The following is a 25,150-nucleotide window of genomic DNA, read 5'->3' as shown; positions in this document are numbered from 1 at the left end:
ACTTCAGAATGACTACGGAGTAATAAATATCAATGCCAAACGAATGGTATTGTAATCAGCGCTTTGTTTTAAATGCTCAAATATCGGACGCAGCTTAATACTACCATCATCATTAAAATCATTTGGGTTATTAGCAACTTTAATCGCCACATAGGCATTACCCACTGCCGTCATAACCTCATCTTCTGGGCGCAGATGATCACAAGCGAGGCTAGGGTCTTGAGATTTCAGCTCAGCAATATGGCGCATAATGGTAGACTGTGACAGCTGCCGTGCTTGCGATATTTCTGCGATACATAAACTTTCTTCAAGAAGTATTCGTGTGGCAAGTAAGGTACTGTCTGACTTATCAGACACTTGATTGCCAAGTTTCTGTTTTTTTCCTATTTGCGCTTGCTGCTGTTCACGGCGCTTTGTCTGTAGGTTTGCGTAGGCTTCAATCACTGACTTGCTTAATGTACCGCCGGACTTTAGAATGAACTTCTCATGCGCCTGTGTCATGCTCTCTTCATCAAGCATTGCATAATTGGCATCCGCTTCATCAGACAGCACTAAAAAGCGCTTATCTGCACCGCGTGCCAAGGGATCAAGCTGCAAGCTCATTTCATTCATACCGAGCAACTGCAGACCTGCCAGCGATTTTAACCGTGATAACGCCACATATCCTTGCCCAAGCTCAAAGGTACGTGACAAGTCAATCTCAGCAGCTTCAAGCGTCATACCTTGCGACTTATGAATGGTAATCGCCCAAGCTAGACATAATGGCACTTGCTCATAGCTTGCGAGCACATCGCCCGTCTCGTCCTCGATAATCCATTCTTCCGGTTCAGCGATAACCTCACGCCCAGTATTTAACCTAACCACTGGCATTTTTAGTGTGGTCGGCTTTTTAATTTTTGCTTTATCTTTTTTGGCTTTTTCTTTTGCGCTTTTGGCAGCCTGCTTATCGTTACCAACATCACTGTCTTTATCGCTACCAATATCATCGTCTTCGATTAAATCGTCACTACCTTCTTTGCTATCATCAATTTTGACAGCGGCAAAGCCAATCAGCTCACCCATCGTACCGTTAGACACGCCAAGCTCGGTATTGTTTTTGATAAACATCACCTTTGAGCCAACTTTTAATACCAAGTCATCTTGAGTACGAACCGTCTTCTTTAGCGTCTCAACCAGTTTACTATCGCCAACAGATGTGGCTTCAAAGCGCATCATCTCGCCAGACAAATCAGCCAACTCTTTGTCATTGATTTTATTAACGTTTAGATTGTGCGTATAAAGACGCGTACGCTTGATATCGACATTTTGATCAAAGGTAGCTTCTAAGGCAGCAATCGCCTCAAAAGTCACTTCTTGACGACGGATTTGATTGAGAATATCGTCCAAATCAAGCCCACCATTCGCCGCTTCACTGACCTGTCGATGTTGCTCAGATAAGTAGCAGATGTGAAACTTGGCATCGAGCCAAGCTTCCGACATAAAAGCAAACTTCTCACGATTGCTCTCGCCCTTGCTACCAATCGGTGGTAACTGAAAAAAGTCTCCTGCAACAACGACTTGGATACCACCGAAAGCTTTGTCATCTTTGCGTACATGCTTAAGCACTTGGCTGACCAAATTAATCTGCTTGGCATGCAGCATGGATATCTCATCGATGATAAGTACCGCGGTGTCTTTTAATCTATCTGCCAAAAACTGCTTACGTGATAAATTGGTTAAATCGCGATCCGTTAGCTCATCTTTGATGCCGATACCCGACCAACTATGAATGGTCGTGCCGTTCATATGTGTCGCCGCGATACCCGTACTTGCGGTCACAGCAACCGGTACCCGACGCGCGCGTAGATAATCGATATATTGATTGAGCGTATAAGTCTTACCTGAACCTGCTGAGCCCGTCAAAAAGACGTTTTGACCTGTTTTTAAAATATCAAGAGCAGAAGATTGACGCATATATCCAAACCAACCAAGAGTATAAGAAAGAAAGCTGACAGGATTAAATTCATAACCATGACGAGCTAAAAGTATTTGACCTCAATTATAACAGCTACATCCATTTTGCGAACCACTTTAACCGTCCTACCTCACATAACTTTAAGTTATGTGATACAAAGCATATCATTATAAAAAGTCATTATCGCTTGGAGCCAAAGCTCAGTACGATAGAGTCATAGCTTGGTCGGGATGACCAAGTATTTATGTTAAAACAACCATAATACACAACAAGGAATCGTTCATGTTATACGCTTATCCCAATACTGAAAACAGTCCCGTCCAATTCCGCGAAAAATATGATAACTTTATCAATGGTGAGTGGGTCGCGCCAATCGATGGCGAGTACTTTGACAACTCAAGTCCAATCGACGGTAAAACCTTCTGCCAAATCGCACGCTCAAAAGAAGCAGATGTCGAAGCTGCCCTAGATGCCGCTCATGCCGCCAAAGACGCATGGGGCAAAACCAGTGTCACTGAACGCTCTAATATGTTGCTTAAACTTGCCGACGGTATCGAAGCCAATTTAGAGGCTATCGCTATCGCCGAGAGCTATGAAAACGGTAAACCGGTACGTGAAACTCTAGCCGCAGATATTCCAATCGCCATTGACCATTTGCGTTACTTCGCTGGTGTGATTCGCGCGCAAGAAGGCGGCATTAGCCAAATTGATGAAGATACGGTCGCTTATCATTTCCATGAGCCACTTGGCGTCGTCGGTCAAATCATTCCTTGGAACTTCCCTATTCTAATGGCGATCTGGAAAATTGCTCCTGCTCTTGCAGCGGGTAACTGTGTCGTTCTTAAGCCTGCCGAGCAAACTCCTGCTTCTGTTTTGTATATGCTTGATTTAATAGGCGCAGCGGACATTTTACCGAAAGGCGTGCTAAACGTCATCAATGGCTTTGGCGTTGAAGCCGGTAAGCCAATCGCTTCTAATCCACGTATTGATAAAGTGTCCTTTACGGGTGAAACCACCACTGGTCGCTTAATCATGCAATACGCCAGTGAAAATATCATTCCAGTCACGCTAGAGTTGGGTGGCAAAAGTCCAAACATCTTCTTTGCCGATATCATGGATGAAGACGATGACTTCTTAGACAAAGCGGTTGAAGGCTTGGTCATGTTTGCGCTCAACCAAGGTGAGGTCTGTACTTGCCCTTCACGCGCATTGGTACATGAAAGCATCTATGATGAATTTATGAAACGCTGTATCGCTCGCGTTAAAGCCATCAAAATGGGCAACCCACTTGATACCGATACCATGATAGGCGCGCAAGCAAGCTCAGATCAGTTAGAAAAAATTCTGTCTTATCTTGATATTGGTAAAAAAGAAGGCGCAAAAGTCCTTGTCGGCGGCGAACTTGCCAAACATGATGGCGACATGGCAAACGGTTATTATGTACAGCCAACCATCTTTGAAGGCACCAATGATATGCGCGTGTTCCAAGAAGAAATCTTTGGTCCTGTGCTAGCTGTCACTACTTTTAAAGATGATGAAGAAGCGATGGCGCTCGCCAATGATACCTTATATGGTCTAGGTGCTGGTGTCTGGACACGTAACGGCACTCGCGCTTATCGTTTCGGTCGTGGCATCAAAGCCGGTCGCGTTTGGACGAATTGTTATCACCTTTATCCTGCGCATTCAGCGTTTGGTGGTTATAAGCAGTCTGGTATCGGACGTGAAAACCATCTAATGATGCTCGATCATTATCAGCAGACCAAGAACATGCTGGTTTCATACAGTCCTAAAGCGATGGGCTTCTTTTAATCTAAAAACATGTACTGATTTTAGATAAATAAATGCAATCTATCGCAAGGTGGGTTGCATTTTTGCTTTAGCAAAGCATGAGCTATCCATAAATGATAAGGAAATTATTATGAACGTCACGGCGACAGAATCGTGTAAAGAGCTAATCGAACTATTAAAATCCAAGCATGGCGAATTGATGTTTCATCTATCAGGAGGCTGCTGCGATGGCAGCTCACCTATGTGTTATCCATTGGGCGAATTTAAAGTAGGCGGACAAGATGTGCTGGTCGGTGAGCTCAGCGGCTGTCCGTTTTACATGGGCAAACCTCAATACAAATTGTGGCAGCATACCGATCTGACCATCGATGTTGTCAATGGACGTGGTGCCAGTTTTTCACTTGAGATACCCGAAGGCAAGCGATTCATTGTGCGTTCAGAAGTCTGTGCGATCTGACCTTTACTAACAGATAATAAGATATCAGACTTACTACGCCGCCCTTTTTTATTACCCAAACAATTGATATATATGAAAATTTATAACAACCTTATACCTTGTAGTCATTTTTACTTCATTATTGCAGCAAAATAATAGATACTCTAAAGCGTAAGCTATTTCAATAAATACGTTTTAATGAGCATGGATGCTACAGGGAATATAAAATGGAACTTGATGGAAACTTTGATTACGTCATCGTTGGTGGCGGTTCAGCTGGCTGTGTGCTTGCCAGCCGATTAACAGAAAACCCAGACATCAGTGTCTGCTTATTAGAATATGGTGGTGAGGGCAAAGACTTGGCAGTTCGCGTACCTGCTGGACTGATTTTGATGGTGCCGGGCAAGCCACTAAAATTAAACAATTGGTGCTTTCACACTACTCCGCAAACACATCTTAATAACCGACGCGGCTTTCAACCGCGCGGTCAATGTTTGGGCGGCTCCTCCGCGATCAATGCCATGATTTATACGCGTGGCAGTGCGCTTGATTATGAACGCTGGGTTGAGCAAGGTTGCACAGGCTGGGGTTTTGATGATGTACTGCCTTACTTTATCAAATCAGAAAACAATATCCACGGCGCGGACGAGCTGCATGGTGATAGTGGACCACTGCATGTCAGTGATTTACTAAGTCCACGCGATATCTCAAAAGCCTTTGTAGAAGCTGCCATTGCCAATGGTTTAGATCAAAATGATGACTTTAACGGCAAAAAACAAGACGGTGCAGGATTATATCAAGTCACCCATTTTCATGGGGAAAAACAAGGTCAACGCTGCTCTGCGGCAGCGGCTTATCTACATCCAGTACAAAGCCGACCTAATTTAACCGTTATCACCCACGCACAAGCCAATCGCGTCATCTTTGATGGCAAGCAAGCGACTGGTGTGGTCTATGAAAAGGATGGTGTCGACCATACCGTGATGGCACGTCACGAAGTCATCTTATCAGGTGGTGCTTTTGGCTCACCCAAAGTTCTGATGCTATCAGGCATTGGTCCTGCTGAACATTTGCAGTCTCATGGCATCGATGTATTGGTAGATGCACCCGACGTTGGCGGTAACTTACAAGATCATTTAGATGTCGTCTTTGATTACGAGGTCAATACTACCGATGTCATCGGTCTTGGTATAGCAACTATTTCAACCTTGACCAAAAGTATTCGGCAATGGCGAAAAGATGGCACAGGTCTGTTATCTACCAATTATGCAGAAGCAGGCGCGTTCTTTAGCGTCGGTGACGACCCACAAGAATGGCCAAATACCCAGCTACATTTTGTGATATCTCGCGTGATTGAACACGGACGTGATCTTAGACGGGGTTTTGCCGTTTCTTGTCATACCTGCTATTTACGCCCTGAAAGCCGTGGTACGGTCAGACTCGATTCTGCCAATCCCTCTGACGCCGTATTAATTGATCCAAACTATCTCTCGCATCCGAAAGATGTAGAGTATATGGTCGCTGGTGCAGAGCGTACGCGCGCCATTATGCAAGAGTCGCCAATGGCTGAATACATCACTGAGGACTACCCTGCACCCTATATCGAAAAAGATGGTATGCTTGGCTATATTCGCAACAAGTCGGACACTATCTACCACCCTGTAGGCACTTGCCGTATGGGCTCAGACAGCGATTCAGTCGTTGATTTAGAATTAAAAGTACGCGGCGTAAATGGACTAAGGGTCATCGATGCTTCAGTGATGCCAACCTTAATTAGTGCCAATACCAATGCACCGACGATTATGATTGCTGAAAAAATAGCAGACCTTATCAAGGCGAATCACGTGCATGCTGAGTCAGTCTCTGCTTAACATAGTCCAAGATGATTATTTGAGCCCAAAATCAAGTTTCATTTGGGCTCAATTTGTATTGACTACTCCGTGACATTTTGGAAATTGGCTACAACCAAAAAAGGTCTGCCCAAGATGTGCGCCTTTTTTTGCAACGCGTTTGACCATCTCACTATTACATCTCGGGCAAGTTGGTGCTTGGATGAAATTAGCTATATTGTCTATCGCCACAAGTGTCGCAGGGTAATGCACTTGTGGCTCAGTCTCTATAACCTCAAAGGGTGTGAGAAAAACCTTATCAGTAATATCATGCGGCGAACTTATCTGCTGAGTACTCAAACTATCAATTGGTAAATTGCTAGATTCAATCTCAGTTTGACCAGACCATCGATGCACTTCTCTGCTTTTCAGCCTGGCTCGTTTAGCGGTTTCTTTTACTATCGGCTCAGATGTAGACTTATCAGTAGTTGTAGCAACTGACTTACCATTAGAGTTATTGCTAGACGACTTACTTGGATTGCTATGCTTATCCTTTAGATAGGCTTTGTGCTCTCTATTAGTGCGCCACGACTTACTAAATCTATTGCTTTCAATCTGCTCAACGATAGATTGAACCTCATCTTCGCTTAATATCTTATCCTGCTTTCTTTTAATATAAGACACCATCCCACTCGTCAATACGTGCTCCGGCAACTCATCGCGAGTTTTTAGCTCACATTCACCGATGAACGCAATCATCGAATGAAAGTAGCTCATATCTAATGCTAATAAATCCGCCAGCGTTTTAATATGCAAATAATTCTGACGTAATGGGTTTTGGAATTTATACTTGCGACCCATAATGACTTGCGTCCACTGTCTTTGCGCCTCATTACCAAATATCCAGCCTTTATAGTTTTTGGTTTCGATGACAAAGATGCCGTATTTAGAGACAATGACATGGTCAATTTGGGTACTACCACCATTGGCTAATGGCAAAGTGATATTATTTAAACGGTGATAAAGGTCTTTTTCTAGCTTTAACCACATGGCAACATTAATGACTATTTCGCCTAAGACACCTTTGAAGCTGGACATGAGGGACATAATCGTCTTCCAATAAAAAAGATAAAAATACTTATAATTAAAATAGTATGCTGTCTGTCTTAAACCATTTACCTAACACGCCTCAAGCGCTTATAACTTTAATAGTACATTGAAATCGCTTAATTGTAGTAGGATATCGCCTTACTATAGTCGATTGATTTTAAAAAGAATAGAGCACGGATTAATTACTATAGAACCACTTAAATTAAATTATTTTAACTACTGATATACCTCCTATTTCTCTTTGGATCAGACATATGACCACACCTGTCACCTCTTTGCTGAAAATCACACTCAGCAGCTGCCTACTATTATCATTACCAGTCATGGGATTGGCGGCGACCGTTCCGCAAAAATGGAAACTAGACGTCCCAAAGACCAATGTCGAGTTCGAGGTCAAGTATTTGGGTAAAGCCACGACTGACGGCAGGTTCAATAAGGTCAATGGAGCCATCAATTATGACGTCAATAAACCTGCAAGCACGACCATTAATTTTACCGTTTTTACCAATAGTATCGATACTGATCGTAGCTTGAGAGATTCATTTTTGCGCCGAAAAGAATTGCTGAATACGAAACAATATCCGACGATGACTTTTGTTTCTAAAAAAGTCAGCATGATAAATGCTAAGGAAGCCAATGTGACCGGCGACTTTACAGTGTTGGGTCAAACCAAACCTTTGACGGTGAGAGTAACGTTATCAGATGTAGAGAATGATCCTATCACCTCTAGACCTACCTTAAAATTTCGCGCGACGGGCTTGGTAGATCGTTACAACTACGGGGTTACTGCTTTTCCAAAAGTGATTAGCAATATCATCCCACTTGAGATATCAGGGAAACTGATTGCTGCTAATTAAGCTCTGAAAGACTTAAAAGAACATAAAAAAAAGAGTTGCTAGAAATCCTAGCAACTCTTTTTTTGGTTTGATGTTTGGCTATGTCCTAGGGTAAGCTACAAAATACAAACTAATATATAGCCTTCTATTTCGAAAAATATACTTCAGTAAATACATGCTTTTCTAAAAAATTGTCTGCTATCATGCCATTTAACTTAAGAAATTCTAGACGGACTTAATATGCTATCTATAAGTAAGCCTACCGAAGAAGAGGTGATTTCAAACTCCCTTCCCAATAAACTATATCAGCATAAACTTAGCAGCGGGAGTTTCTTTTATATCGTGCATGAAGATCTACAAGAAAGTACTACTGACTATACAATTCAACTAGCTCCAAAGACTCAAATAAAAGTTTTCTACAGTCATAATAGTGGTGAAGCTAGAAAGCTTGATATAACTAAAATTACAAATGGCAAAGTAAAGGATAAAATTAGTTTAAGCATTAGCTGCCTTGAACAGCTTAAAGCTTTTCTGAAATTGATGTGTGAAATTGATATAAAAAATTATCCAGAAAACAAATCTCGACACCCTTTTAACATGGTTTTTGCAAATAATGCAGAAAGGTTAGAAACGATTAAAGGTATTCTTGATATTGAAGAAGGTGAGGACGTATTAAAATCGATTCTTGCATCTGATAATATCACCTCTCACGATATCGTCAGTACTGGTTACAGAAAGACTCAACTAGAAATATTTAGAATGTTACTAGAGGAGGATTATATAAGTGAATATAAAAAAGATATCTTAAACAACCCTTCTACTCAAGACGAGAAGGCTTGGCAGGAATTTTTTACCTCAAACCAGTGGATATTCGGCTACGGTTTAGATTATAAATTTCAAAACATACTTCAAAAAGAGTTTCATACTTCTAATACTGATGCTGCAGGTAAAGGTTCAGTTATAGCAGACTTCTTGATTGGTGATAAAAGATTTACTTCCTTTGTAGAGATCAAATTACCAACCACTGCGTTGTTCAGTGGTCGACAAAATCGTTCCGGCTGTTGGAAGCTATCTTCTGACTTACTTGACTCTTACTCTCAGATTCTTGAACAAAAAGCTTGTGGTGAGATTAAAATAGAACAAGAAGAGCTTTACGATGATAATGAAGAGTTAATTACTCAACGTGCTTATGACTCTAAAACGTTCTTGATCATTGGATCATTGAAGAGCTTAGAGGAAAGCAATTGTTCAGCTAAAGAGAAAAAAATAAAGTTTAAAACATTTGAGTTATTTCGTAGAGACTCTAGGAAAGTGGATATCATTACCTATGATGAATTATATGAAAGAGCTAAATTTATCGTTGAACATACATCGTGATTTTTCTACTATATAACATTAAAGCCCCAAGCTAAGATAGTTAGCTTGGGGCTTTAATGTTATTTAAATAGCTCGTTAAACCAAGCTATTCACCGCCTCAACTACTGCGTCAGTCGTGATACCAAACTCTTTATATAGCTCATCAGCAGGCGCTGATTCACCATAAGTCGTCATACCAATCACTTTACCGTCTAAACCAACGAACTTATACCAGTAATCGACATGTGCCGCTTCTACAGCGACGCGGGCACGGATATTGGCTGGCAATACCGCTTCACGGTAGCTAGTATCTTGCTCGACGAAGATTTCTGCACATGGCATAGAGACCACACGTACACCGACGCCATTTTCGCTCAAGGTCGCGTAAGCTTGCATAGCAAGACCGACTTCTGAGCCAGTTGCGATGATAATCGCTTGTAGCTCGCCTTGCTCTTTTGCAAGTACATAACCACCTTTTGTGATATTAGCAACTTGCTCAGCATCACGTGCTTGATGTGGCAAGCTTTGACGGCTGAAAATCAAGGCAGATGGATTATTTTCTGATTTAATTGCCTCAACCCAAGCGCTTGCTGATTCAGTCGCATCACAAGGACGCCATGTACGTAGATTTGGCGTGGTACGTAAGCTAGTCAATTGCTCAACTGGCTGATGCGTTGGACCATCTTCACCTAGACCAATAGAATCATGGGTATACACATGAATCACACGCTGCTTCATGAGTGCGCCCATACGTACCGCATTACGTGCGTATTCCATAAACATCAGGAACGTCGCAACATAAGGAACAAAACCGCCATGCAGTGCGATACCGTTAGCAATAGCCGTCATACCGAATTCGCGCACGCCATAATAGATATAGTTGCCCGCGTCATCGTCTTGGATGCCTTTGGCGTCTTTAAATAGCGTGAGGTTTGAGCCTGCTAAATCCGCTGAGCCACCAAGTAATTCTGGCAATAATGGCTGTAAGGTATTGATGGCATTTTGGCTGGCTTTACGACTGGCAACATCACCGCCCTGCTCTTGAGTTTGCTGGATATACTCTTGCGCTTTTTGCTCAAAATCAGCTGGTAAGTCACCCTCTAAACGACGAAGCAACTCAGTTGCTAACTCTGGATAAGCCTTCTTATAAGCGTCAAAGTTCGCGTTCCAGTTTTTCTGTAAGACGTCGCCTTTGGCTTTACCATCCCATGCTTGATAGATTTCATCATCTAGCTCAAAAGGCGCATGCGTCCAAGATAATGCATCACGGGTTAAAACGATTTCATCATCGCCAAGTGGCGCGCCATGACTGGCTGCTAAGCCTTGTTTATTTGGGCTACCAGCGCCAATAGTCGTTTTGCAAATGATTAAGCTTGGCTTAGTCGTCTCTTTAATCGCTTGCTCAGTCGCTTGCGTAATCTCATCGGTATCATGACCGTCGACCTTGATAACTTGCCAGCCATAAGACTCAAAGCGTGCTTGCGTATCATCAGTGAACCAGCCGTCGACATCACCATCAATTGAGATGCCATTGTCATCATAGAAAAATACTAATTTACCAAGCTCTAACGTGCCAGCCAATGAGCAGACTTCATGACTGATGCCTTCCATCAAACAACCATCGCCTAAGAAGGCATAAGTATGATGATCGACAATATTATGACCATCACGATTAAATTGCGCTGCCAACGTTTTTTCTGCAATTGCAAAACCAACCGCATTGGCAATACCTTGCCCTAATGGACCAGTGGTGGTTTCAACACCTGGCGTATAGCCAAGCTCTGGATGACCCGGCGTTTTCGAATGTAATTGACGGAAACCTTTTAGGTCATCAACGCTAACGTCATAGCCTGATAAATGTAGCAACGAATAGATCAGCATCGAGCCATGACCGTTTGATAAGACAAAACGATCACGGTTGTGCCAGCTTGGGTCAGCAGGATTATGCTTTAAAAACTTGCGCCACAAAACTTCGGCAATATCAGCCATGCCCATTGGTGCACCCGGGTGCCCAGAATTGGCTTTTTGAACCGCGTCGAATGACAGTACGCGGATGGCATTGGCTAATTTACGTTCGCTAATTGGAGCTGGCATAGAGTGTCCTAATATTCGGGTAGAAGTATGGAGGATAAGAGGAGAGTTTACTCAGAGGGTCATAAAATAAGGACGCAATGGGCGCCCTTAACGAATAATCTGTAAATACAGAGGTAATATTAACATATTTGCACTCTATCTAGCGCAAAAATGCGCTGACAGAACCGTTCGTATTTAATAATAATTTGTATCAGTTTTATCAATTTGACCAATACTTACTGCAATAAAACACAATCAGCGAGCCTGAATACCAACTCACTAATTGCATCAATCATCAAATAACTATATGTCAAAAACCCGCATATCAAAAAACTATAATAAAATGGTGTCAGCACCGCCCATAAACGGACGCAATACTTCTGGAATCGTAATGCTAGCATCAGCATTTTGATAATTTTCCATCACTGCCAATAATGTACGACCGACTGCCAAACCTGAACCGTTTAAGGTATGAGCTAAACTGGTTTGTTTACCGTCCTTAACACGTGTACCCATACGGCGTGCTTGAAAATCGCCACAGTTTGAGCAGCTTGAGATTTCACGATAGGTATCTTGGCTTGGTAACCAGACTTCGATATCATAAGTTTTTTGCGCGGCAAAACCCATATCACCAGTGCACAATTTGACAGTACGATATGGCAAATTAAGCTGCTGTAAGATATATTCTGCTTGTCCAGTCATCGCTTCAAGCAACTCATCTGACTGCTCAGCGGTGGCAATATTGACCATCTCGACTTTTTCAAATTGATGCTGACGAATCAGACCACGGGTATCACGACCATGTGAGCCAGCTTCACTACGGAAACACGGCGTATGAGCGGTGAACTTTAATGGCAGCTCTTTGATATCTAAGCGCTCACCACGTACCAAGTTGGTCATCGGTACTTCTGCAGTTGGAATCAGGTAAAAATCCATGTCATCATTATTCGTATGATTGCTTAGCTTAAATAAATCATCTTCAAACTTTGGCAGCTGACCCGTGCCCTTTAAGCTTTCAGAATTAACAATATACGGTACATAGGTTTCAGTATAGCCATACTTGATCGTATGGGTATTGAGCATGAATTGAATCAACGCACGATGCATCTGCGCCAATTGTCCTTTTAAGACGTTAAAGCGACTTCCTGTAAGCTTGGTTGCTGCTTCAAAATCGAGCATACCAAGTGTCTCACCAATATGCGTATGATCTTTAATCTCAAAATCAAACTCACGCGGTGTGCCCCATTTGCGTACTTCGACGTTATCGTCTTCTGATGTACCAACTGGCACATCTGCTGCTGGGATATTTGGAATTTGCATTGCTGCTTGGCTAATGCGCTCTTGTAAGGTACGTAGCTCGTCTTCAGCTGTCTTAATCTCACCACTGACACTTTGCATCTCAGCAAGCAACTCACTAGCATCTTCGCCAGATTTTTTGAGCGCTCCAACTTGTTTTGCGCCTGTATTACGGCGCGACTGCAACTCTTCGGTCTTTACTTGTAGCGATTTACGTTCGTTCTCAATATTTTGCCAGAACGCTATATCAAGCGTATAACCACGGGTGGCCAATTGCTGCTGTAAATCTGTCAAATCGCCGCGTAAGAGTTTTGGGTCTATCATAGTAGGTGCCTGTCGCGCTAAAAGTGGATAAAAGTGGATAAAAGTGGATAAAAGGTGTGAAAATAATGAAAATCTGAGCTCTATAGCCTGATTTTGCTTAAAATTAGGTGGTAGCCGCTATAATACCAAGCTGCGGCTGTTTTGACCATGTTTTGGCAGTTTTTTGCCCATCTCTTGACTGAATTTTGAGTTTCTATTCTCTTAATCTTTACATAGGAAATAGTTATTCGTATTAACGTGCTAATAATATAACTTAAGGTCGCAAGTCCTCTATAAATGTGACTTACCTTTACTAATGGCTTAAATATGGTGTCTATTAGCGAACAGAGTGGCTTATATGTTTCATTTAAGGGCGATTTTCGGTAAGATAAGCGCATATCTTTATTCTATTTCCAGCCAAATATTACCTTGTTGTCGACGTTTGGCTCTTTTAATTTAACGTTTTCACTATAAGTCTTTGAGAAACCTTTATGGCTCTGTACCCCTACACGCTGCAACCTGTTGCCTTAAACCTAACCGAGGCAGAATTCCACCAAGCACAGTATGAGCTATTTTCTAGTGCCAGCCCGTCATTTGGTCTGTCGAGTATCAAGCTTAAAGAATGGATTATCATGGCAGTCGCTGTGGTTTTAGCCGTTGCTGGGCTGGTTTTTTTGACCGGTTATTCGACCATTATTTTTTGGCTGATGCTAGCAGCCGTTGTTATTTACCTACTGGTTCGTACGCTTGGTTTTAAATGGTATGTGAAAAGAGAGTTTGAAAAGCAAGTCGCTGAGCAAGAAATGCCTAACGAGATGCGCCAAATGAAACTGGGTGTACAGAAGCATGGTCTAGTAATGGCAGTGCCTGTTAATCAGTCAGATATGTTTAGTAGCAATCAGATGCGCGGTATGCAGATGCGTGCAGGCAGCACCCAACAAGCGGTGATTCCTTGGAGCGCTGTGAAGAGCTGGGATGAGACCGACGACTATATCTTTATGATGTTTGAGATGAAAGGTCAGCAAGGCAGTCAGATTATTCCTAAACGCTTGCAAGCTCAAAAATTCCCTATCGATACAGTACGCCAGCATTTATTAGAAGTAGTAGCAGTGAAAGGTCTGAACTCTGAAAGCTTACAGATACCTGCTAAATAGGCTTATTGCTTTCTGTTAGACCAAGGATTTAGTTGTTTTATAAAATATATTACAAATTTTAATTTGATTAATTTAACTTATTTTTGCATGCTTGCTACAATAGTAAGCATCAAAGGTTGAGTAACGCGTAGTAAGCGGTTATTTAGGCTTTAGTTCAATAATCGCTCGCTATAAATTGCTTAAGTTTAAAGGTTTAACAACTTGATGTTTGAACCCTACACTCAATGAAAAGGATAATATAATGAGTAACAATAATAACGACACTAACCAGATCGGTCTAGAAAAAGCAGATATGAGCGAAGTCATCAGCAAGTTAAATGGTCTGCTATCTAGTTATCATATGTTTTATATCAATGTTCGTGGTTATCATTGGAACGTCAAAGGTGAGCATTTCTTCACTTTACATCCAAAGTTTGAAGAGCTATATACCGCGCTGCAAATCCAAATCGATGAAATCGCTGAACGTATTTTGACCCTAGGCGGCACACCGTTACATGCTTATAGCGATTTTGCTCAGCATACCAGCATTCAAGAAGATAAGAACGTTAAAGACGGCACTACTTGTGTTAAAGGCGTTGTGACAGGTTTACAAGAGCTCATTGAAGAACAACGTCAAGTATCAACTCTAGCAGCAGAAGCAGAAGATCAGGGTTCAGCAGATCTTGTCGATGCATATGTGCAAGAGCAAGAAAAATTAATATGGATGTATAATGCTTTTTTGGGCTAAAAGCTGAATAGTCACAAAATCTAAGATATAAAAAAAGCACCTATTTAGGTGCTTTTTTTATATGCAATCTTTTTACTTTTTTATCTCAAAGCTTACTTTTGCATCCATTGACGCATTTTTTCACGCTCAGCAGGTGTGGCTTGTAGCCAAATTTGCATAAACTGATCAAGTGAACTGGTAGATGCGTTGACACTTGTCGTTTGCGTCACAGTAGCACCTGTAGTTACTGACTTGTTAGTACTTACGGATGGCTGATCGAGTGCAGCTATCGCACGCTGGTTTTGTAGCTCAGCATCACCGCTACCACCGAATACGCCACCTAATGCTTTACCAAGACCTGAGAATAAGCTATTGCTATTACCACCGACACTTTCTTGACTGGCAATGATGGTGTTATTACTTTGTATCGCAAGCGTTGGACGTTCAGCATACTTCTTGGCAGCTGCATAGTCTTCTGGCTGATTTGGCATGGTTAAGCGATAGGTCTGATTGTCTGCCAACTCAGCGGCAACACTGACGTTACCTGAACGCAAATAATCATGCTCATCACGGCGCAGATCATAAAGACGATCATATTTAGCGGTAATCACATGCTTGCCTGGCTGCAAGGTAAATGACTTGGTCAATGGCTGAAGAAGACTCTGTGTCAGCTCTTGACCATTGATTGCCGTCACTTTGATATGATCATCGACTACTAAAGTAACTGCCGCTTGCGACAGCATAGACACAGAAGCTGCGCTAATAAACACAGCGCTGATAGACAATTTTTTTAGCAAAAACGAATTTGATTTCATAAGTTTTCCAATAGTAGTAAAAAGCATTTCGGATAGAAAGTTTGTGTTCTGACTGCTAAAAATCAAGTGGCATCGTATGCTGAGTATGCTGGTCTTGATCAGCGGCATCATTGTCTACTTGCGATTCCTGTGCGATATCAGCAAGTTCAGCAGCAAGCGTCTGCTCATCAATCGTACGCAGCGCGTCAGCAATGACCGCTTTTGATATATTACTGCGACCCAAATTGGAGAACATGGGTTGAATGTAATTGAGCACCTCCATCATTGCACCAATACGATGCGGTCCTTCAGTGAGCAGATAATTGGTAATACGTTCATCAAACTGCCAACCACGTCTGCGCAATATCGACTGTAATAATGCTTCGCGGTCTGAAAAATCATGTCCTGTCGGTACTTTGAATGAGGGCGCTTGTGCCAAACGGGTGAGCAAATCTCTCAATTGAAACGGCAGCTCGGATGCAGGCTTATTAGCGGCAAATAAAAGTTGGCGCTGCCCTTCGCGGCTACGATTGATCAGATGAAATAAAGCTTCTTGCCATTGACTGTTTTGTTCAATGACTTCCAAATCATCGATCGCAATCAAAGAGAAATTTTCTAGCGATGATAATACATTGACATCGGTATGAATCAACTCGTTTAACGACAGACAAATCGCTGACTTGTCCATCTCAATAAACGACTCACAAATAGCGGATAATAAGTGCGATTTGCCAGTAGCAGGACTGCCAAATAGGTACAGCTGACCTATCAGGCCGACATGGAGCTGCCGTACTGCATCGATAATAGACATCCAACCCGGACCGGCGAAGTCGCTGAGACTTGCATCATGCTTTATGTCCAGATTGAGACTTAGCTGTGCTTCTGCCATGAATCATCAACTCGGTTTGCGTAGCACAATCAATAAAAAGGCTAAACGACTAATATACTTATAAACTGACTTTGGTAAAATTCATTTTAGCCAAAGCCAACCTAGTAAAGGTCAATACCGTTACTACTGCGCCTATATATAACATATTTGCAAAATGACTGACAAGTCTTTTACCCATAACACCCAATCAATCCCGTTTTATCACGCAGGCAAACGACTATGATATGCCCTGTCACATCGAGGACTTTCTGGCAGTTATACATACAACAACATTATTTTTTTTCAAACAATGCCAACTGCTTACGACCTTTATAAAAGTCAGTCGTTTGATAATGAGTATAAAAATGACGGAATAACACGTTCAAGACAGCAGACACTGGCAGCGCAATCAGCATACCAACGAAACCGAGCAAACTTGCACCTGCCAGTACCGAAAATATTACCCATAATGGCGATAGACCAATTTTGTCGCCCAATAGTAGCGGTTGCAAGATATAGCCTTCGGCAGCTTGTCCAATCAAGAATGCGCCAGCAATCAAGGATAAATACGTCCAATCTAGGCCAAACTGGAACAGACAGGCGATAATCGCGGCAACGAAGCCAATCCCAAAGCCCAAATACGGTACAAAGCTAGCAATACCTGCAACCATACCAATAATCAGCCCAAGCTCAAGCCCGATAAGCTGCAATTGCACAGCATAAATAGCACCTAGTAAGACCATCACCAATAGCTGACCTTTAATAAAAGCCATCAACGCACGGTCACACTCTTGCGCAATTTGAATCACTTTTTTACAGTATGGCGCAGGTATCGCCATTTTCCATGTATGTAAGCGTTGCTCCCAATTAAATAAGAAATAAAAGGTCAAAATCGGCACCAGTACAATCAGCCCAGCATTATTGATAAAGTTCATGCTAGACGCCAGTATTTGGCTCATCATGGTACCGGCATCTTCAAACTTATAATTGGTTTGCATGTATTCAACCAAGGTCTCAGAGAAGCCCTTAGACTCAAGCTCTGGTAAACGAATACGGCTATTACTAGCAAACCATTCACGGACGACTTCGTTATACCAAGTTAAAAGCTGTGGCAGATAATCCCATGCTGCTTGCAGCTGATGCCACAATGTCGGTATCAACCACCAGAGTAGTAGCACCATACTCAACGTAATCGTCGAATACACAATAATAATGGCAATCCAACGTTTGATATATTTTGATAAGCGTTTAACCAATGGATTAAACAAATAAGCCAATACAAAAGCAAAGACAAACGGCACAATGACCGGCATCATTAAATACAATAAAACCATAGCCACAACAATAGCAACGACGATAAATAGGCGTCGAAAAAAGGGGTCTATTGATTGGTTTGTCATGAAGGCTAGTCCTACGAATGGGCTTATTTAAAAGAGTGATTTGATTTAAAGTTGATGATAGATCTTATTGAACGACAACATTCCAATAGCAAACAGTTATTGACCATAATTTTAGCCTTCTATTATCGCAGAGTCCTATAAAAAAGCCGTCATTTTTTGTTTCTTAATTTTCATGTCATCTTTATTGCCGTTTTTCTGAAATATTAGATAGATATCAAGCAAATTTAGGTCAAATAAAAGCAAGTTGTTTTGCGAGTAAGGGTGATTTTTGGGTATAATGCGCGCACAATCTGCAAAATTCATATGACCGACACGCGTTTTTACTGACTGACCTTCATTCCCTATAAAATTTGTGAGATGACCATGAGTAACAAGCCTTCTTTAAGCTACAAAGATGCTGGCGTTGATATTGATGCTGGCGATGCGTTGGTGCAACGTATTAAATCCGTGGCAAAAGCCACCTCACGTCCTGAAGTGGTGGGCGGACTTGGCGGCTTTGGGGCGCTTTGTCGCATTCCGACTGGTTACACCTCACCGTTATTAGTTTCGGGTACTGACGGTGTCGGCACCAAGCTTAAACTGGCATTACAACTAAACCGCCATGACACCATCGGTATCGACTTGGTCGCTATGTGTGTCAACGACTTATTGGTTTGCGGTGCTGAGCCTTTGTTTTTCTTAGACTACTATGCAACTGGTAAGCTTGACGTCGATGTTGCAGCTACTGTTGTTACGGGTATTGGTGAAGGCTGTAAATTATCAAATTGCGCACTTATCGGTGGCGAAACGGCTGAGATGCCAGGCATGTATCAGGACGACGATTATGACCTAGCGGGATTCTGCGTCGGTGTGGTTGAAGAAGCGGAAGTTATCACTGGCGAAAACGTGGCTGAAGGCGATGTATTGATTGCCCTTGCCTCAAGTGGCGCGCATTCCAATGGCTACTCATTGGTACGTAAAGTCATTGAAGTCAGCGGTGTGGATGTGACTAGTAGCAATGAGCAGCTAGATGGTCAGTCTATCCAAGATGCCTTGATGGCACCGACACGTATTTATGTTAAAGCGATTAAAGCGCTACAAGATACCCTTGGTAGCTCATCCCTACATGCGATGTCACATATCACTGGCGGCGGCTTAACCGATAACCTGCCACGTGTATTACCTGAAACGCTAGCCGCTAGCATCGATACCAATAGCTGGCAGTTCTCAGAGCTGTTCACTTGGTTACAAACCCAAGGTAATATCGAGCAAAGCGAGATGTATCGTACCTTTAACTGCGGCGTTGGGTTTGTCATCGTCGTACCCAAAGATAAAGCAGATGCTGCTATCCAAACCTTGAATGATGCTGGCGAAAAAGCATGGAAATTAGGTGAAATGGTCAAGCGTGAAGCGGATGCTGTGGTGTACCGTTAATGTCAGACAGCCATACAAAAATTCATAACAAGCCGTTACGCATTGCCGTTTTGGTATCTGGTAGTGGTAGCAACTTACAAGTATTGATTGATGCCATGCAAGCTGGTGCGCTACCAATTGAGATTGTCGGCGTTATTAGTAACCGTGAAGATGCTTATGCCATCACACGCGCTAAAGATGCTGACATTCCTGTGGCGGTCTTATCTCACGTTGCTAGTGGCAAACGCATGGGAATCAAAACTTTTGAGAGTCATGCCAGCGCCCAACTAACCACATGGCAACCTGACCTAATTGTGTTAGCTGGTTTTATGCGTGTTTTAAGTGCTGGTTTTATTGATAACACGCCAGCACCAATGATTAATCTGCATCCTGCGCTCTTGCCTGCTTATAAAGGTTTGGATACTCATCAGCGTGTTATTCAAGCAGGTGAGCGTCAGCACGGCTGTAGCATTCATGTCGTTACCGCTGAGCTCGACGCAGGTGCTGTACTAACCCAAGCATGGCTAGCAGTGCATCAAAAAGATACTGCTGGCAGTTTGCAAACGCGCGTGCAAAAGCTTGAACATCAGCTGTTACCTTGGACAATTTTGCTACTAGCCAAAGGTGTATTATCGTTGAACAACGAGCAATTATTAAATCAGCAACGCACCTGTATGCCGATGCTACCTTTAAAGCTATATTTAAACAGTTAAAGCAATGGCAACAAGCACAAAAAGATAGCACTCATTTCAAACTATCGACCAAAAAAAGCCCAGTCACTCAATTTATGAATGACTGGGCTTTTCGCTACTTAATACTTAAAGCGTTTTAGCTTTAAAAGCTGTATACAGTCTTAGCTGTTATGAACATGTACACCTTTGATATTCACGAACTCTTTGATACCGAAACCACCATGCTCGCGACCATGACCCGAGTTTTTCACGCCACCAAAAGGTAATGCTGGATTTGCAAGGCCATAACCATTGATATAGACCATACCCGTATCAAACTGCTCATTGGCTAGACGAATAGCTTTGTCTTCATCTTTAGAGAAGATAGCGCCACCTAAGCCATAACGGCTGTCGTTAGCAATACGTAACGCATCGTCTTGATCTTTAGCACGTATTAGTGATGCTACTGGACCAAATAGCTCATCATCATAAGCTGGTTGACCTTTTTCGACATTTTCCAAAATAGTCGCTGGATAAAAGCTCCCTCTACCTTCTGGCAATTTACCACCAACAGAGATAGTAGCGCCTTTACTGACACTCTCCTCTACTTGCGCATGCAATTTTTCTTGAAGATCTTTACGCGCTAATGGACCAAGATCAGAGCTGTCATCCATAGGATCGCCGGCTTTTTTACTTGCAAACTCTTCAACGATGCGCTTACGGAACTCGTCATATAAACTGTCGACAACGATAAAGCGTTTTGCAGCAACACAAGTTTCGCCATTATTTATAAGACGCGCTAAAGTACAAGTTTGTACGGCAAGCTCCAAATCGGCATCTTCTAGAACGATAAATGCATCATTTGAGCCCAACTCTAAGACTGCTTTTTTGATTGCTTTTGCTGCTTGCTGACCGACGATGCTACCTGCACCATCACTACCAGTAAGCGTCACGCCGCGTACTTTATCATTACCAATTAACTTTTCTGACTGATCATGATCAATGAGAATAGTACGGAACAAATCATTCGGTAAGTCAGACTCATGGAAGATTTTTTCAATTAATAAGCCAGAACCAGTCACATTTGCTGCGTGCTTAAGCAAAATACTGTTACCTGCCATCAAATTGGCGATGGTATAACGGAACACTTGATACGCTGGAAAGTTCCAAGGCTGCATACCGTAGATAACGCCAATGGGCTGATAAGTGACAATACCCTTTTTGAGACCTTCGATGTCACGTTCATCATCAGCAAGCGCGGCCACACCTTTCTCTGCCGTATAATCACAAATCGCTTTACACAGATCAATTTCTTGTAGACTCTGACTATATAGTTTACCGCGCTCCTCTGTCATAAGACGGGACAGCTCCTCTTTGTACTTCATCAAGGTCTCGCCGATAGAGTTAATAACCTTCGCACGCTCTTCATGGCTAGTTTTACGCCATTCTAGAAACGCTTGATGCGAGGCTTCAACAATGTTGTTGACCTCATCGTTACTCATATAGTTATATTCTTTAATGTCTTCGCCTGTTGCTGGGTTTATAGTAGTAATATCTGCCATGATTGTTATCCTTATTTATTAGAATGTCTTTAGTCTATAAAACAACCTATTGCTAACAGCTCATCTTTATAGAAAAACTTAACAATAGAGATTTTATTCATCATTTTTCTTAATGTTTGACTATCATAACAAAGTGCTTGGTGAGTAGGTTTACAAGTTATAAAGAATTGTGCGTAAGATGTTAAGAATGTGACGGTGTTATTAAGCAAATCTAGATCTTGTATAGAGCCTCTCATGCAGAGAGTTTTGACAATTTTAAACAAATAAAAAACCAGCACGATGGCTGGTTTGATACATAATTGAGCTTTAGAAGACCATATACAGTTGTACAATAAACAACCTAAAACAAGTGATTGATCACAGGGATTTCTTGTGGTGGATTTTCTTCATCATTAACGATTTGACGTGCCACATGCATAATAAGCTGACGTAACCAGCGATGCGCCGGATGATGCTGCAATAACGGCGACCACGCCATCGTTAGTTCAAATTCTGGTATAAAAAACGGTGGCTCTTCCATAATAATGCTGTCGTTATTGGCCTGCATTTTTGCCACACGGGTCGGCAAAGTCGCAATCAAATCTTTGTTTGCTGCCAGCATAGCAGGCATCTGATAGTGACGGGTAAAGACGCTGATTTGACGTTTTTGACCTAAACGTTGCAAAGCTTGATCGATAGAACCTAAGCCACCAGATTTTTCCGGATTGACACCAAAGCCCACGCCCATACCAGTTTTCGATACCCAAACGTGCTGCGCTTTAAGATAGTTTTTGAGATTAAAGCGATGAGCATAAGGACTTTCAGAGGATAACAGGCAGCTAAAGGTATCACGCCATACCAATACTTGATGGAAGCTTTGCGGGATCTCGTTAAAGCGGTTGATTGCCAAATCTACACGCCCCTGCTCCATATCACGATAAGACACATCCGATGGCGTTAAGAAATCTAAAATGACATTTGGTGCCTCTGATCGTAGCGCTTTCACCAATTTTGGTACCAAGGTCGCCTCAGCATAATCTGAGGTCATAATCCGAAAAACGCGTGAGGTGCTATAAGGACGAAACTCGGTACGTGGCTCTAACACTTGTGTCAAATCGGCAAGTATCTCACGGATACGAGGCTGTAATTCAAGGGCGCGCTCGGTCGGTGTCATCCCTTCTGATGAACGCACCAATAAAGGGTCGTTAAATAACTTACGCAAGCGGCGCAAAATATTACTCATCGCCGGTTGAGTAATGCCTAGCTGCTCAGCGGCGCGCGTTACGTTTTTTTCTCGCAACAACACATCCAAATGTACCAATAAATTTAAATCAACCCGCTGCAAATTCATATATGTGTCTCTTTATCTTAGAATAAATATCATCATAAACGTGATATTTTCTATCCTATCATTTATTACAATTCATCCCTAACAGCATGATATAAGGATATTTTTATGTTAATTATTTTGGAATATGCTTATTATAACTGAATCTACCCACCACAAGCCATTGTTTTATATATACTATAATTAAACGAAATACCCAAGATAATAATCATAAACTAGATAAATCAAGGTAACCTAGCTATAGTGGCTAGCAAGCGCTCATTAGGGACTATTCAACATTAGACTGTTAATACATATTTCAATGAATGAGTAACTAAGTGCATTTTATCGTATTTTCATGCTGAAATACGGACATAAAATTTATAACAGCATCTTATAGAAACTTAGTTTTTTGTGCTTATTTTTCAGGCTTGGACAAATATCTTATACGCTTTAAGGCAATAGTTACTTCAGTAGCAAAACATACTTATAAAACAACCAATTAACTCTGAAATAATTGTTCATAAAAGAGACTTAAAAATAAAAGCTGACCAAAGAGACAGGTTTTAATTGCTTTTATCACCATTTTCTTATAGTTTAGTAGAGACTGCTCACGGAAGAAGCTTATATTTCAAATTTTTACTTCTGCCAGCATCTTTCTATATAGACCAAAATTATTTTAATTTACTTATTTATTCACCACCAAGGAGACTATAGATGTCAACTGCATATAAATCAGCGATCGATTTAGTACGTGAACTAAAACAGAAACACGGTAACTGGCAGAACATCAGCGAAACTGATGCGGCACGTATGATGGCACAAAACCGCTTCAAAACAGGTTTAGATATTGCTAAGTACACCGCAAAAATTATGCGTCAAGACATGGAAGAGTATGACAATGACACGTCTCAATACACCCAGTCTCTAGGTGCATGGCATGGTTTTGTTGCACAGCAAACCATGTATGCGAAGAAAAAATATTTCGGCACAACATCTAAAACTTACATCTACCTATCTGGTTGGATGGTAGCAGCTCTACGTTCTGAGTTTGGTCCTTTGCCTGACCAATCTATGCACGAAAAAACGTCTGTACCTAAGCTGATTGCAGAGATCTACACTTTCTTGCGTCAAGCAGATGCAAAAGTATTGAACGACTACTTCCGTGAGCTAAACGCTGCAGAAGAAGCGGGTCAAGATACCTCAGCCATCCTAGAAAAAATCGAAAACTTTGATTCACATGTTGTGCCAATCATTGCTGACATCGATGCAGGTTTCGGTAACGAAGAAGCCACTTACTTGCTAACCAAGCAAATGATTGAAGCGGGTGCTTGTGCTATTCAGGTTGAAAACCAAGTATCTGACGCGAAGCAATGTGGTCACCAAGCGGGTAAAGTCACTGTACCGCATGAAGACTTCATCTCTAAAATCAACGCTATTCGTTATGCATTCTTAGAGCTTGGTGTTGAAGACGGCGTTATCGTTGCTCGTACTGACTCTGAAGGCGCGTCACTCACGCAAAAAATCCCAGTATCAAATGAGCCAGGCGATCTTGCTTCTCAGTACATCGATTTTATCGAGATGGAAGAAGTCACGCTAGAAAACGCCAAAGAGAACGACAGCTTACTTAAGCATAACGGCAAATTAGTACGTCCAGTTCGTTTGCCTAACGGTTTATATCAGTTCCGTGAAGACACCAACATCGATCGCGTGGTCCTTGACTGCGTAACTGCTCTAGAAAACGGCGCTGATCTACTATGGATCGAAACACCGACTCCAGACGTAGCACACATCAAAATGATGGTTGACCGTATTAAAGAGCAACAGCCAAAAGCCAAGCTTGTATACAACAACAGCCCATCGTTCAACTGGACGCTGAACTTCCGTAAGCAAATCATCGCTCAGTGGGAAGAAGAAGGTAAAGACCTATCTGCCTATAATAAAGCTGACTTGATGAGTGCTGATTACGATGGTACTGAGCTTGATACAGCAGCTGACGAAGCGGCTAGAAACTTCCAACGCGATGCAGCACGTGAAGCAGGTGTATTCCATCACTTAATCACGCTACCTACTTATCACACCACGGCTCTTAGCGTTCATGAACTTGCTAAAGGCTACTTCGGTGAAGATGGTATGCTTGCTTATGCAGCTGGCGTACAACGTAAAGAAATCCGTGAAGGCATCGCTTGTGTTAAACACCAAGCAATGGCGGGTTCTGACCTTGGCGATGATCATAAAGAGATCTTCTCTGGTGAAAACGCCCTTAAAGCTGGCGGCGGCAAGAACACGATGAACCAGTTCTAATGTCTGACCACT

At 42.1% G+C, this 25,150-nt stretch carries 19 protein-coding genes; 10 read left to right on the top strand and 9 right to left on the bottom strand.

All coding sequences use genetic code 11. The features are described 5' to 3' along the window. Window positions 1–12: 12 nt before the first annotated feature. Window positions 13–1,953 (bottom strand): AAA family ATPase, encoded by a 1,941-nt coding sequence (locus OEG80_RS03370; RefSeq protein ID WP_263241744.1) that lies wholly within the window; start codon window positions 1,951–1,953, stop codon window positions 13–15. 283 nt (window positions 1,954–2,236) lie between these two features. On the opposite strand from OEG80_RS03370, the gene exaC reads away from it, so the two are divergent. The 3 genes from exaC (at window position 2,237) to OEG80_RS03355 (ending at window position 6,049) form a co-directional block, all read left to right on the top strand. Next, window positions 2,237–3,763 carry an acetaldehyde dehydrogenase ExaC gene (gene exaC, locus OEG80_RS03365; protein ID WP_149492186.1) on the top strand — a complete coding sequence of 509 codons (1,527 nt, stop codon included), beginning with the start codon at window positions 2,237–2,239 and terminating at the stop codon, window positions 3,761–3,763. 109 nt (window positions 3,764–3,872) lie between these two features. After that, window positions 3,873–4,199: a DUF779 domain-containing protein gene (locus OEG80_RS03360; protein ID WP_263241742.1), complete on the top strand. Its 327-nt coding sequence runs from the start codon at window positions 3,873–3,875 to the stop codon at window positions 4,197–4,199. 206 nt (window positions 4,200–4,405) lie between these two features. Then, window positions 4,406–6,049 carry a GMC family oxidoreductase gene (locus OEG80_RS03355; RefSeq protein WP_263241740.1) on the top strand — a complete coding sequence of 548 codons (1,644 nt, stop codon included), beginning with the start codon at window positions 4,406–4,408 and terminating at the stop codon, window positions 6,047–6,049. A 48-nt stretch (window positions 6,050–6,097) separates the two neighbouring features. Here OEG80_RS03355 and OEG80_RS03350 read toward each other — a convergent pair whose 3' ends face one another. Continuing rightward, window positions 6,098–7,105 (bottom strand): NERD domain-containing protein, encoded by a 1,008-nt coding sequence (locus tag OEG80_RS03350; RefSeq protein WP_263241738.1) that lies wholly within the window; start codon window positions 7,103–7,105, stop codon window positions 6,098–6,100. 266 nt (window positions 7,106–7,371) lie between these two features. Here OEG80_RS03350 and OEG80_RS03345 point away from each other — a divergent pair, with 266 nt between their 5' ends. Then, window positions 7,372–7,974 (top strand): YceI family protein, encoded by a 603-nt coding sequence (locus OEG80_RS03345; RefSeq protein WP_263241736.1) that lies wholly within the window; start codon window positions 7,372–7,374, stop codon window positions 7,972–7,974. A gap of 219 nt (window positions 7,975–8,193) precedes the next feature. Next, window positions 8,194–9,330, top strand: a complete 1,137-nt coding sequence (locus OEG80_RS03340) for a Shedu immune nuclease family protein (protein ID WP_263241735.1) — start codon at window positions 8,194–8,196, stop codon at window positions 9,328–9,330. Window positions 9,331–9,405: 75 nt separating this feature from the next. Here the strand turns inward: OEG80_RS03340 and tkt are convergent, their stop codons facing one another. Continuing rightward, complete coding sequence (gene tkt, locus OEG80_RS03335; RefSeq protein WP_263241734.1) at window positions 9,406–11,403, bottom strand: transketolase; 1,998 nt, start codon at window positions 11,401–11,403, stop codon at window positions 9,406–9,408. 312 nt (window positions 11,404–11,715) lie between these two features. After that, on the bottom strand, window positions 11,716–13,002 hold the full coding sequence (gene serS / locus OEG80_RS03330; protein ID WP_263241733.1) for a serine--tRNA ligase: 1,287 nt from the start codon (window positions 13,000–13,002) through the stop codon (window positions 11,716–11,718). Between the two features lie 470 nt (window positions 13,003–13,472). Between serS and OEG80_RS03325 the strand changes: the two genes are divergently transcribed. Together OEG80_RS03325 and OEG80_RS03320 are read left to right on the top strand one after the other, a co-directional pair. Continuing rightward, a complete protein-coding gene (locus OEG80_RS03325) occupies window positions 13,473–14,135 on the top strand; it encodes a YcxB family protein (protein WP_263241732.1) in 663 nt (220 codons plus the stop codon). Window positions 14,136–14,376: 241 nt separating this feature from the next. Continuing rightward, window positions 14,377–14,862 carry a Dps family protein gene (locus tag OEG80_RS03320; RefSeq protein ID WP_011514172.1) on the top strand — a complete coding sequence of 162 codons (486 nt, stop codon included), beginning with the start codon at window positions 14,377–14,379 and terminating at the stop codon, window positions 14,860–14,862. Window positions 14,863–14,954: 92 nt separating this feature from the next. Here OEG80_RS03320 and OEG80_RS03315 read toward each other — a convergent pair whose 3' ends face one another. The 3 genes from OEG80_RS03315 to OEG80_RS03305 form a co-directional block, all read right to left on the bottom strand. Beyond that, on the bottom strand, window positions 14,955–15,656 hold the full coding sequence (locus OEG80_RS03315) for a DUF2057 domain-containing protein (protein ID WP_263241730.1): 702 nt from the start codon (window positions 15,654–15,656) through the stop codon (window positions 14,955–14,957). Between the two features lie 55 nt (window positions 15,657–15,711). Next, on the bottom strand, window positions 15,712–16,524 hold the full coding sequence (gene hda, locus OEG80_RS03310; protein ID WP_263241729.1) for a DnaA regulatory inactivator Hda: 813 nt from the start codon (window positions 16,522–16,524) through the stop codon (window positions 15,712–15,714). Window positions 16,525–16,796: 272 nt separating this feature from the next. Continuing rightward, on the bottom strand, window positions 16,797–17,903 hold the full coding sequence (locus OEG80_RS03305) for an AI-2E family transporter (protein WP_011514175.1): 1,107 nt from the start codon (window positions 17,901–17,903) through the stop codon (window positions 16,797–16,799). Between the two features lie 363 nt (window positions 17,904–18,266). Between OEG80_RS03305 and purM the strand changes: the two genes are divergently transcribed. Both purM and purN read left to right on the top strand, forming a co-directional pair. Continuing rightward, window positions 18,267–19,316 carry a phosphoribosylformylglycinamidine cyclo-ligase gene (gene purM / locus OEG80_RS03300; RefSeq protein WP_181209818.1) on the top strand — a complete coding sequence of 350 codons (1,050 nt, stop codon included), beginning with the start codon at window positions 18,267–18,269 and terminating at the stop codon, window positions 19,314–19,316. Beyond that, window positions 19,316–20,008 (top strand): phosphoribosylglycinamide formyltransferase, encoded by a 693-nt coding sequence (gene purN, locus OEG80_RS03295; RefSeq protein ID WP_263241728.1) that lies wholly within the window; start codon window positions 19,316–19,318, stop codon window positions 20,006–20,008. Before purM ends, purN begins: the two co-directional genes overlap by 1 nt. Before the next feature lie 140 nt (window positions 20,009–20,148). Here purN and OEG80_RS03290 read toward each other — a convergent pair whose 3' ends face one another. Continuing rightward, the gene (locus OEG80_RS03290) at window positions 20,149–21,528 is read right to left on the bottom strand and encodes an NAD-dependent succinate-semialdehyde dehydrogenase (protein ID WP_263241727.1); all 1,380 of its coding nucleotides are present in this window, start codon (window positions 21,526–21,528) and stop codon (window positions 20,149–20,151) included. Between the two features lie 340 nt (window positions 21,529–21,868). After that, a complete protein-coding gene (locus tag OEG80_RS03285) occupies window positions 21,869–22,858 on the bottom strand; it encodes a LysR family transcriptional regulator (protein WP_011514179.1) in 990 nt (329 codons plus the stop codon). Window positions 22,859–23,551: 693 nt separating this feature from the next. On the opposite strand from OEG80_RS03285, the gene OEG80_RS03280 reads away from it, so the two are divergent. Beyond that, a complete protein-coding gene (locus tag OEG80_RS03280) occupies window positions 23,552–25,138 on the top strand; it encodes an isocitrate lyase (protein WP_011514180.1) in 1,587 nt (528 codons plus the stop codon). The last annotated feature ends 12 nt before the right edge of the window (window positions 25,139–25,150 follow it).

The organism is Psychrobacter sp. SC65A.3, from assembly GCF_025642195.1.
Taxonomy (GTDB): Bacteria; Pseudomonadota; Gammaproteobacteria; order Pseudomonadales; family Moraxellaceae; genus Psychrobacter; species Psychrobacter cryohalolentis.
The sequence above is the reverse complement of the archived record's forward strand: the minus strand, read 5'-3'. Positions and strand labels throughout refer to the sequence as shown.

What these genes read in the sequence shown, in the direction of transcription:
- OEG80_RS03370 (WP_263241744.1), bottom strand. Translation starts at nt 1,953, where the DNA reads ATGCGTCAATCTTCTGCTCTTGATATTTTAAAAACAGGTCAAAACGTC.
- exaC (WP_149492186.1), top strand. Translation starts at nt 2,237, where the DNA reads ATGTTATACGCTTATCCCAATACTGAAAACAGTCCCGTCCAATTCCGC.
- OEG80_RS03360 (WP_263241742.1), top strand. Translation starts at nt 3,873, where the DNA reads ATGAACGTCACGGCGACAGAATCGTGTAAAGAGCTAATCGAACTATTA.
- OEG80_RS03355 (WP_263241740.1), top strand. Translation starts at nt 4,406, where the DNA reads ATGGAACTTGATGGAAACTTTGATTACGTCATCGTTGGTGGCGGTTCA.
- OEG80_RS03350 (WP_263241738.1), bottom strand. Translation starts at nt 7,105, where the DNA reads ATGTCCAGCTTCAAAGGTGTCTTAGGCGAAATAGTCATTAATGTTGCC.
- OEG80_RS03345 (WP_263241736.1), top strand. Translation starts at nt 7,372, where the DNA reads ATGACCACACCTGTCACCTCTTTGCTGAAAATCACACTCAGCAGCTGC.
- OEG80_RS03340 (WP_263241735.1), top strand. Translation starts at nt 8,194, where the DNA reads ATGCTATCTATAAGTAAGCCTACCGAAGAAGAGGTGATTTCAAACTCC.
- tkt (WP_263241734.1), bottom strand. Translation starts at nt 11,403, where the DNA reads ATGCCAGCTCCAATTAGCGAACGTAAATTAGCCAATGCCATCCGCGTA.
- serS (WP_263241733.1), bottom strand. Translation starts at nt 13,002, where the DNA reads ATGATAGACCCAAAACTCTTACGCGGCGATTTGACAGATTTACAGCAG.
- OEG80_RS03325 (WP_263241732.1), top strand. Translation starts at nt 13,473, where the DNA reads ATGGCTCTGTACCCCTACACGCTGCAACCTGTTGCCTTAAACCTAACC.
- OEG80_RS03320 (WP_011514172.1), top strand. Translation starts at nt 14,377, where the DNA reads ATGAGTAACAATAATAACGACACTAACCAGATCGGTCTAGAAAAAGCA.
- OEG80_RS03315 (WP_263241730.1), bottom strand. Translation starts at nt 15,656, where the DNA reads ATGAAATCAAATTCGTTTTTGCTAAAAAAATTGTCTATCAGCGCTGTG.
- hda (WP_263241729.1), bottom strand. Translation starts at nt 16,524, where the DNA reads ATGGCAGAAGCACAGCTAAGTCTCAATCTGGACATAAAGCATGATGCA.
- OEG80_RS03305 (WP_011514175.1), bottom strand. Translation starts at nt 17,903, where the DNA reads ATGACAAACCAATCAATAGACCCCTTTTTTCGACGCCTATTTATCGTC.
- purM (WP_181209818.1), top strand. Translation starts at nt 18,267, where the DNA reads ATGAGTAACAAGCCTTCTTTAAGCTACAAAGATGCTGGCGTTGATATT.
- purN (WP_263241728.1), top strand. Translation starts at nt 19,316, where the DNA reads ATGTCAGACAGCCATACAAAAATTCATAACAAGCCGTTACGCATTGCC.
- OEG80_RS03290 (WP_263241727.1), bottom strand. Translation starts at nt 21,528, where the DNA reads ATGGCAGATATTACTACTATAAACCCAGCAACAGGCGAAGACATTAAA.
- OEG80_RS03285 (WP_011514179.1), bottom strand. Translation starts at nt 22,858, where the DNA reads ATGAATTTGCAGCGGGTTGATTTAAATTTATTGGTACATTTGGATGTG.
- OEG80_RS03280 (WP_011514180.1), top strand. Translation starts at nt 23,552, where the DNA reads ATGTCAACTGCATATAAATCAGCGATCGATTTAGTACGTGAACTAAAA.